At 51.1% G+C, this 2,130-nt stretch carries 3 protein-coding genes and 1 pseudogene; 1 reads left to right on the forward strand and 3 read right to left on the reverse strand.

All coding sequences use genetic code 11. The features are described 5' to 3' along the window. The 3 genes and pseudogenes from PDO_RS13705 to PDO_RS13715 form a co-directional block, all read right to left on the reverse strand. Positions 1 to 363 (reverse strand): annotated as a pseudogene (locus PDO_RS13705) (type III secretion system inner membrane ring lipoprotein SctJ); the annotation flags it as partial. An 18-nt stretch (positions 364 to 381) separates the two neighbouring features. Further along, a complete protein-coding gene (locus PDO_RS13710; protein ID WP_007602607.1) occupies positions 382 to 975 on the reverse strand; it encodes a type III secretion system, YscI/HrpB-like protein in 594 nt (197 codons plus the stop codon). A gap of 56 nt (positions 976 to 1,031) precedes the next feature. Continuing rightward, positions 1,032 to 1,403, reverse strand: coding sequence for a hypothetical protein (locus tag PDO_RS13715; protein WP_007602609.1), 372 nt, complete (start codon positions 1,401 to 1,403; stop codon positions 1,032 to 1,034). A gap of 196 nt (positions 1,404 to 1,599) precedes the next feature. On the opposite strand from PDO_RS13715, the gene PDO_RS13720 reads away from it, so the two are divergent. Further along, positions 1,600 to 2,130, forward strand: a 531-nt coding sequence (locus PDO_RS13720) for an FHIPEP family type III secretion protein (protein ID WP_007602612.1), incomplete at its 3' end; no start/stop codon positions are given.

Raw genomic sequence — 2,130 nt, forward strand, 5'->3', positions numbered from 1 at the left:
AGAGAGTTCCTCTCCAAGCGCGTAAATATAACGGACCCTTTCTTCGAAAGGAGATGAAATGATTCCACCTTTGGCAAAAATGTTGCCGATAGAATCCTTATTCTCTCTCGGAAAGCCATTTTCGGTGAGAATATCGATCGCCTTGGCGAGGTCGGACTGTTCCACACGAAGCGTAACACCCTTCTCACCGACATATTCCTTTTCTGCGTCTATTCCATTTGTCACCAAGATCGCCAGCATTTCATTGGCATCGCGCTCGGACAATTGCGTATAGACATCGAGCATGCAGCCTGACAGGAATAGGCACATGAGGCCCAATAAAAGACCGGTAAAATAAGTGCGCAGCTTGAGGAGATTGTTCATGGCACCGTTCATTGCTGCCTATTGACCCTTCAAAAGAGTATCAATGGTTTGGGTTGCCTTTCCGGAGAGTTTTGACGCCACATCCATCAACAACGTGAATTTTGCCATCTCAACCTGCACTGAGAAAAACTTCTCAGTTCCGTTAATTGGGCCTGTGGAAGCGCTATGCAATCGGCCGATCTGTTCATCGAAGACACTACGAAGATTGCTCAAACCGTCCAGAACCATATCGCCCTTGTTATTTGCAGCCCCTTTACCCGCAGTGACACCACGAATCTTTTGTCCGAGCTCTATCCCTTGTACTGCACGTTCATTTTCAGCAGCCAAGGCTGCTGCGTCCATTTGGCCGTAGGTCTTTGACGGCGAGATCTGATCGGGCAAGGAATGTGCCGCATTGCTGGCGTCCGAATCTGCCCGCACACGCTGCACAGGTTGGTCTTGGCGCGATACAAGCTGGGCGACCTGCGCATCGTTGAGTGCGGCCTCAAACTGCGCAATTGATGAGGTGGCCGCCGGAGCGTTTACTTGCGGGCCTGGATGGTCAAAGACCCTCATACGCGACGTGGGGTCCGCCGCGCCGGACGCCAATGAAAGTGCAGTTATTGTTGCCATGCTCGCAGCTCCTTTTAGAATTCGACTTAAATAGTGATTGTTTCTGAAGGGGTGACTTACACATCATACAGCGCATTTTGCGCGAGATGAGCATATGGCGTATCAGAGGCCGCCCTGACGACAGCCGTGAGGACGCCATGACCTTTGGCCGTGTCGCCTTCGTGAAGGAGGGCAATTCCCAAAAAGGTACGCGTTGCGAGCGTCGTCGGCGCTTTTTCGAGGGATTTGACGGCAGCGTGGTAATTCCCGACTAATATTTGGTTCACCGCATCGCCGACAAAACCCGCTTCCTGCTGCGGCCGCAGAGCCCGTATAGCCGCAAAAATTACACCTGCATGTTTGTTTAAGCCACGCGAACTCGCAATAAAACCGATATCGGCAAGTACCTGCAGATCGCCGGACGTAAGGATCGTGTCGAGTTCTGCCATTGCATTTTCCTGCCTCAGTTTGCTCTCACGAGAATCCGATTTGATTTCGTGTGCGGATGAACCATTCAGTTAAATGCAATAGTCAAGAATTAATCATTCCGTTGTGTCTTTTAGCACACCCGCGTTTGTCCATTCCGCGTTCCCTACCCTTTGGCTGGTGGTTCTCATTTGATGGCCGTAAGGATAATTTTCAGTGATGACTCGTATTTTGCACATGATGTCGAAACGCAATGACGTGGTCTTCGCGTTTCTGCTGATTTGCATCGTCTTCATGATGATCCTGCCTCTGCCCACACTCATCGTCGACATCTTGATCGGGGTGAACCTGGGCATCTCGGCTATCTTGCTCATGGTCGCGATATATCTGTCGGAAGTCGTTCAGTTTTCGGCATTCCCCGCCATCTTGTTGCTCACAACCTTGTTTCGCCTGGCGCTGTCGATCACTACCACTCGACTAATTCTGCTGCATGCTGACGCCGGTCAGATTATCGAGACCTTTGGCAACTTTGTTGTCGCAGGCAATCTAATCGTGGGCGCAGTAATCTTTCTGATCCTGACCATCGTCAACTTTCTGGTTATCACCAAAGGTTCTGAACGTGTGGCGGAAGTGGCTGCTCGGTTTTCGCTCGATTCGATGCCCGGCAAGCAAATGTCGATCGATTCTGACATGCGCGCGGGAATGATCGAGATGGAGGAAGCCAAACGTCGACGCGCAAAGCTGGAGAAG

The organism is Rhizobium sp. PDO1-076 (genome assembly GCF_000247475.1).
Lineage (GTDB): Bacteria > Pseudomonadota > Alphaproteobacteria > Rhizobiales > Rhizobiaceae > Allorhizobium.